This is a genomic window from Acetobacter tropicalis (assembly GCF_001580915.1).
Taxonomy (GTDB): domain Bacteria; phylum Pseudomonadota; class Alphaproteobacteria; order Acetobacterales; family Acetobacteraceae; genus Acetobacter; species Acetobacter tropicalis.
The window spans coordinates 1-5487 of sequence record NZ_LHZQ01000124.1; the positions used below are offsets into that span (position 1 = coordinate 1).

General features: G+C 60.6%; 2 protein-coding genes and 2 pseudogenes. 2 read left to right on the forward strand and 2 right to left on the reverse strand.

Translation table 11 applies throughout. The features are described from left to right. Positions 1–26 precede the first annotated feature (26 nt). Positions 27–2769 (reverse strand): annotated as a pseudogene (locus AD944_RS01320) (Tn3 family transposase); the annotation flags it as partial. Positions 2770–2923: 154 nt separating this feature from the next. On the opposite strand from AD944_RS01320, the gene AD944_RS01330 reads away from it, so the two are divergent. Together AD944_RS01330 and AD944_RS01335 are read left to right on the forward strand one after the other, a co-directional pair. After that, entirely contained in the window at positions 2924–3961 is a 1038-nt protein-coding gene (locus tag AD944_RS01330; RefSeq protein ID WP_045542015.1) for an IS481 family transposase, read from the forward strand. After that, the gene (locus AD944_RS01335) at positions 3921–5000 is read left to right on the forward strand and encodes an IS5/IS1182 family transposase (RefSeq protein WP_045542011.1); all 1080 of its coding nucleotides are present in this window, start codon (positions 3921–3923) and stop codon (positions 4998–5000) included. The genes AD944_RS01330 and AD944_RS01335 overlap by 41 nt, the downstream gene beginning before the upstream one ends. Before the next feature lie 142 nt (positions 5001–5142). Here AD944_RS01335 and AD944_RS17540 read toward each other — a convergent pair. Further along, positions 5143–5394 (reverse strand): annotated as a pseudogene (locus AD944_RS17540) (DUF4158 domain-containing protein); the annotation flags it as partial. Between the last annotated feature and the right edge of the window lie 93 nt (positions 5395–5487).

Genomic DNA, 5487 nt, shown 5'->3' on the forward strand with positions numbered 1-5487 from the left:
TTACATAAAACGGGCACAGATATACGCTAAGGATTATCGGGGGCTGTGATGGCATTCCGGAGAGGGCGGAGCTTTCCTTCTGGGATGCCGGGATCGGTCCAGAGGTAATCACCAGTCAGATTGATATGCTGCCACCCCAAGGGGGAGAGGTGCTGGAGGAGGTTGGGCGGGATGGATCGCCCCTGGCGTTCGAGATGCCGCATTGCGGCTTCAAGATAGGTGGTGTTCCACAAGACGATAGCACTGGCGACGAGGTTGAGCGCGCTGGCTCGATGGCCCTGGGCTTGCAGTCCATGATCACGGATACGGCCGGTGCGATGGAAGAAGATAGCGCGTTTAAGGGCGTTCTGGGCCTCTCCCTTGTTCAGTTCGCGGGTGGCGCGGCGTCGCTCTTCGGGGAGTTCGATCCAGTCGAGCGTGAACAGTGTACGCTCGACACGGCCTATCTCTCGCAGGGCAAGGGCGAGACCGTTGGCGCGAGGATAGGAGCCAAGCCGCTCCAGCATCAGCGACGCGCTGGTGACGCCGGTGCGGATCGATACGGCGAGCCGGATTACGTCGTCCCAGTGGTCGGAGATCAGGCGTTCGTCGATCGGCTGAGCAGCCAACGGGGCGATCGTTGGCCCAGGCCGCATGTCGGTGAACAGATGCAGGCGCCTGTTCCCGATGTTGGGGATACGTGGGGCGAAACGAAAACCAAGGAGATGACACAGGGCAAACACATGGTCGGAAACGCCCCCTCCATCGGTGTGATGGCGTTCGATCGAGAGGTCTGCGCCATGATGGAGCAAACCATCGAGAACATGCGCGGCCTCGCTTGCCCCGGCGGAGATGACCGTGGAATGGAACGGCGCGTAGCGATCCGAGACATGGGTATAGAAGGAAACGGCGGGTTCGCTGCCCTTGTGTGGATTGACCGCTCCGGTCGCCTGCGCCCGACGATCGAGCGGGAAATGTTGCCCGTCCGAGCTGGACGCGGTGCCGTCGCCGAATAACGTGGCAAGCGGCAGCCGATGCTGCGCCTCGACCAGCCTCGCCAGTGCTGCACCGTAGCTGTCCTCACGCAGGTGCCAGGCCGATAGCCAGCCGAGTTGACGCTGCGTGACCAACCCACAGGCTTCGGCCATGCGGGTATGGCCGAGATTTGTCGCATCGGCGAGGACGGCCGTAAGGGTCGCGCGGGGATCGTCGTGTGCCCGGCCGGTGGTCAAATGCGTGAAGCAGTCGGCGAATCCTGTCCAGCGGTTCACGTCAGCCAGCAGATCGGTGATCCGGATGGGCGGCAGGCGGGCATAAAGGAGTGCCAGCGCGTCTTCTGCTTCGTCTGGAGTGATCGCGCGCAAGGGCGAGATGCGCAGCCGGCCCTCGGTGATCCGTACATCTTCAAGCGCATCGGTAGCCGCTTTCGCCTCGATCTCGACGAGCCGGCGTGCGAGCAGCGCCTTGCGTTCCGCCAGCCACGCGGCAGCCGTATCGGCGACAGGTATCGGCAAGGGACCGGCCTCACGCATTGCCGCAAAAACCGGCTTTGGAATAAGCTGGTGCTCGACGGCCCGATAGCGTCGGCTTCCTTCGACCCACATATCCCCTGCGCGTAGTCGGTCGCGCAGTTCCGCCAGGACGCAGAACGTGAAAATCCGGCGGTCGAGCCCGGCACGGTCGATCCGTTGGCGCCAACTCGGCCGGACAAAGCCGAACGGTACGGCGGCCGGCAATTTGTGCCGCCCGTCCGCGAGGTTGCGCAGGGTCTCCACTGCTCGGGCAAGAGGCGCACAGGCGGGCACAGCACCGAAAGTGAAGGCGGTGACGAACGCCGGACCGATCTCGCGCAGGATCGGTGCGTTCTCCCGAGAAAGCGCCACGGGATCGAGAGGGTCAGGACGGACGAGATGGCGGGCTTCCGCGATTTCCCGTGTCAGCGCGTCCCAGCCGATGATATTCTCGATCGCCACGTAAGGATCAGTGGCATCAGCGCGTGCGTGCGTGCAGCAACGCATCGCCGATCTGGGCCAAAAGGCGGATTTTGGCGTTAATGGTCCGGCGGTCACGTTTCACCGCGGCCTCCTCACGACGTTCCGCCCGTCGAAACAACTGGCCGAACAGCCGCTCGAACATGAGTACCGCATCGTCTGTCAGTGTCATCCGCGTCTCGATGGCTGTGGCGACCAGAACCGCGCGCCGCCGCGCCGGGTTCAGCAAGGAGAGATGTTGCGCCGTGAGACGCGCACCTTCCTGGCACAATCGACGAAGGCGCTCCGGGTGGATGGTGTCCACGAGACTGGAATCCAGGCCGATCGCACGCAGGATCGACAACCGGTCGAGGATTGCCGCGAAGGCGCGCCTTCCAGGCTGACCGGGAGGCTGGCGCACCCAGGAGAGGATGCTGATATGGCTGCCGCCATGCGGCCCGAGGAGGGCATCGAGCCGATCACGTTGACCGGCAGTGAGATGCCGCGTCAGCAATTCACAGACATACCGTTCGGCATCGAGCAGCGCCTTGCCCACCATGCGCTCGATCTGGGTGATACCGGGCACGATGATGTGCCGACGGCGGAACTCGTCCAGCAACATCCGTGCGAGGACGATCCCGCTGGTGGACGTCAGGGCGGCAGGCAGAAGCCAGGCCTGAAGCTCGGCCTGGAGCGGTCGACAGAATTGCTGGAATCCGAATATCCCACGCAAGGTATCGAGCTGTTCATACCGGGTCGGCCCACGCACGGCATAGTCGGCGAGCGCATCCGGTTCGATCCCGAGCTGGAGACCCGCAAAAACCGGTAGCGTTTGGACGGCTATGGTGATTCATTGAAGTTACGCGATCACGGAGGCCTACTTGTCAGGTTGTGAGACGTCATTGGGATGGTGTAGCGTGGGCGATACCGCGTTACGCTCCATGGTTTTCTTCCGTCTGCAAGGAGAGCGAATGATGCTTCAGATCCATCCACAGGCACGCACGACACCAGCCGTCCGGGCTGACATAGCGCGTTCGTCAGAACCGACATCCGTGCTCGCCAGACGCTACGGGATCAGCGATGAAACTGTCCGCAAGTGGCGCAGGCGTGGTTCAGATGCCTGCCAGGACCGCAGCAGCCGTCCCTGGAAACTGGCCTGGAAAGCCTCGGAGGAAGAGCGCGCCATTGTCTGTCAGCTTCGGCATTCGACCGGTTTTGGTCTGGATGATCTGACCTTCGTCGTGCGGCGTTTCCTGCCGCATCTCAAACGGGACACTATCTGGCGTATTCTGAAAGATGCTGGACTTAACAGGTTACCTCCTGCGCAAAAAGCCGGACCTGTGCGTGGACAGGGAAAGTTCCGGGATTACGATCCAGGTTATGTCCATATCGATGTGAAACATCTGCCAAAATTGCAGACAGCAGATGGAGACCGGCGGAAACGTTTTCTCTATGTTGCCATTGATAGATGCTCCCGCTCGGTCCATCTGGCCGTCTATGACGCGGAGAATGCCGATAATTCCGTCGATTTCCTCAAAGCTGTCAAAACCGCCTTTCCTTTCCGGATCACCCATATTCTGACCGATCGTGGCTCCTGCTTTACGGCGGATGCCTTCGAAAAAGCCTGTCATGATATGGGAATCGACCGACGTCGGACCAAAGCTTACTCTCCTCAGACCAATGGAATGGTCGAACGCTTCAATGGCCGTGTCGCGACAGAGGTGTTGCCGGTCTGTGTCTCAAGCCATAAGGATCTGGAAATTCTGCTCAGAGGCTTCTGTTTCGCTTACAATCATCGCCCGCAGCGTGTTCTGGGCGGCATAACTCCCGCCCAATGCATCATGTCGTGGCTTGAAAAACATCCCGCGTCTCGTAATCCTGATTACATCAAACCAGCCAATCGTGACATCATGAAGCAGGTCGACGAAATCCTCGATTATGCCAATGACGTCTCACAACCTGACACCTACTATGGATCCCAAGTCCCTGTTCAGTTTGAGCGATCACCTTGATGCATTGAGCAAGGATGGCGATCCGCTTGAGGTTTTGCAGGAGACGGTGGATTTCGAGTATTTCCGTGCGTGGCTGGTCGAAGGGCTTGGCTATGGCGATGGGAGCAAAGGCGGCCGGCCACCATTCGATCCGGTGATGATGTTCAAGGCCCTGATCCTGCAGGCGCAGCACAATCTGTCAGACGCCCGGATGGAGTTCATGATCCGCGATCGGCTGAGTTGGCTGCGATTTCTGGGACTGTCGCTCGGGGATCGAACGCCGGACGAGAACACGATCCGGCATTTTCGCAATCGCCTGACCGAGACGGGAACGCTCAGGCGGGTGATGAAGGCCTTTGACTGGCACCTCCAGAAGAAGGGCTACATTCCAATGTCCGGGCAGATCGTGGACGCCTCGCTGGTGCCTGCGCCAAGACAGCGGAACACCGAGGGCGAACGCGAAGCGATCAAGTCGGGGAAGAGCGCCAGAGACATTTGGCCGGACGAGCCGAACAAGGCAGCACAGAAGGATACCGACGCTCGCTGGACACTCAAGGTCGGCGGAAAAGTCCGGTATCGGGCTGATGGGACGCCGCTCCCCATGATCGCCCTGCCGGTTTTCGGCTACAAATCCCACATCAGCATCGACCGACGCTTCGGCTTCATCCGAGGCATGGCGGTGACTTCGGCGTCAGCGGCGGACGGGCGTCTTCTCCGGCAGGTCGTCAGCACGAACAATACCAGTTCCGAGGTCTGGGCAGACAGTGCCTATCGATCCAGGCGCAACGAGAAGTGGCTGTCGGACCAGATGCTCACGTCCCGTATTCATCGGCGCAAACCCATGGGCAAGCCGATGTCAAAGGCAACCGCGAGGGCCAATGCCGCCAAATCCTCGATCCGTGCGCATGTTGAGCATGTCTTCGCGCATCAGAAAAACCGGTTCACACTGTTCATCCGCACCATCGGCCTCGCCCGCGCTGAGGCGAAACTGACCCTTTGCAACCTGGCCTACAACTTCAATCGGCTGATCTTCCACGAGCGTCTAAAAACCGCAGGCTGACTCTGTCAGCAAGTCGGCAAAACCGGCGAAATCAACGCCGGGCATCGTGGAAATCGGTCCGAATGATGCCCTTGGTGCGCCCCGCAACCTCGACGTCATAAAGCCAGCCCGCTTCGCCAGAAATTACCCGGTTTTTGCGGGTCTCCAGCTGATCCCCTACGAAGACCAGCGGGATCTGAGGGATCAACTCTCCTGGCCGGAGCAGCCGCCCGGGATAGCGCAGTGCGCAAAGCTGGATTGCAAAACCCAGCCGATTATGCGCCCGTCTCCGACTGACGATGACGTGCAGGTCATCGGGAGTGAGCGTCCAGTAGCGTACCAGATCGGCTTCGCTTTCTGGCAGGGCGAGCAGCGTCAGGCGCTGCGCCTCGGTCAGAACGGAACGGCGCGGCATCTGTCAGGTTCTGCCAGGAGGCGTCCAGCCGATCCGCGCAAGCGTATCGATCAGCGTCGACGCGGAAATCTCACAGAAGGGTTGTACATCGGG

Bases quoted from the DNA above. Each gene is read 5' to 3' on its own strand.
- AD944_RS01330 (WP_045542015.1), top strand. From the start codon at position 2,924: ATGCTTCAGATCCATCCACAGGCACGCACGACACCAGCCGTCCGGGCT.
- AD944_RS01335 (WP_045542011.1), top strand. From the start codon at position 3,921: ATGGATCCCAAGTCCCTGTTCAGTTTGAGCGATCACCTTGATGCATTG.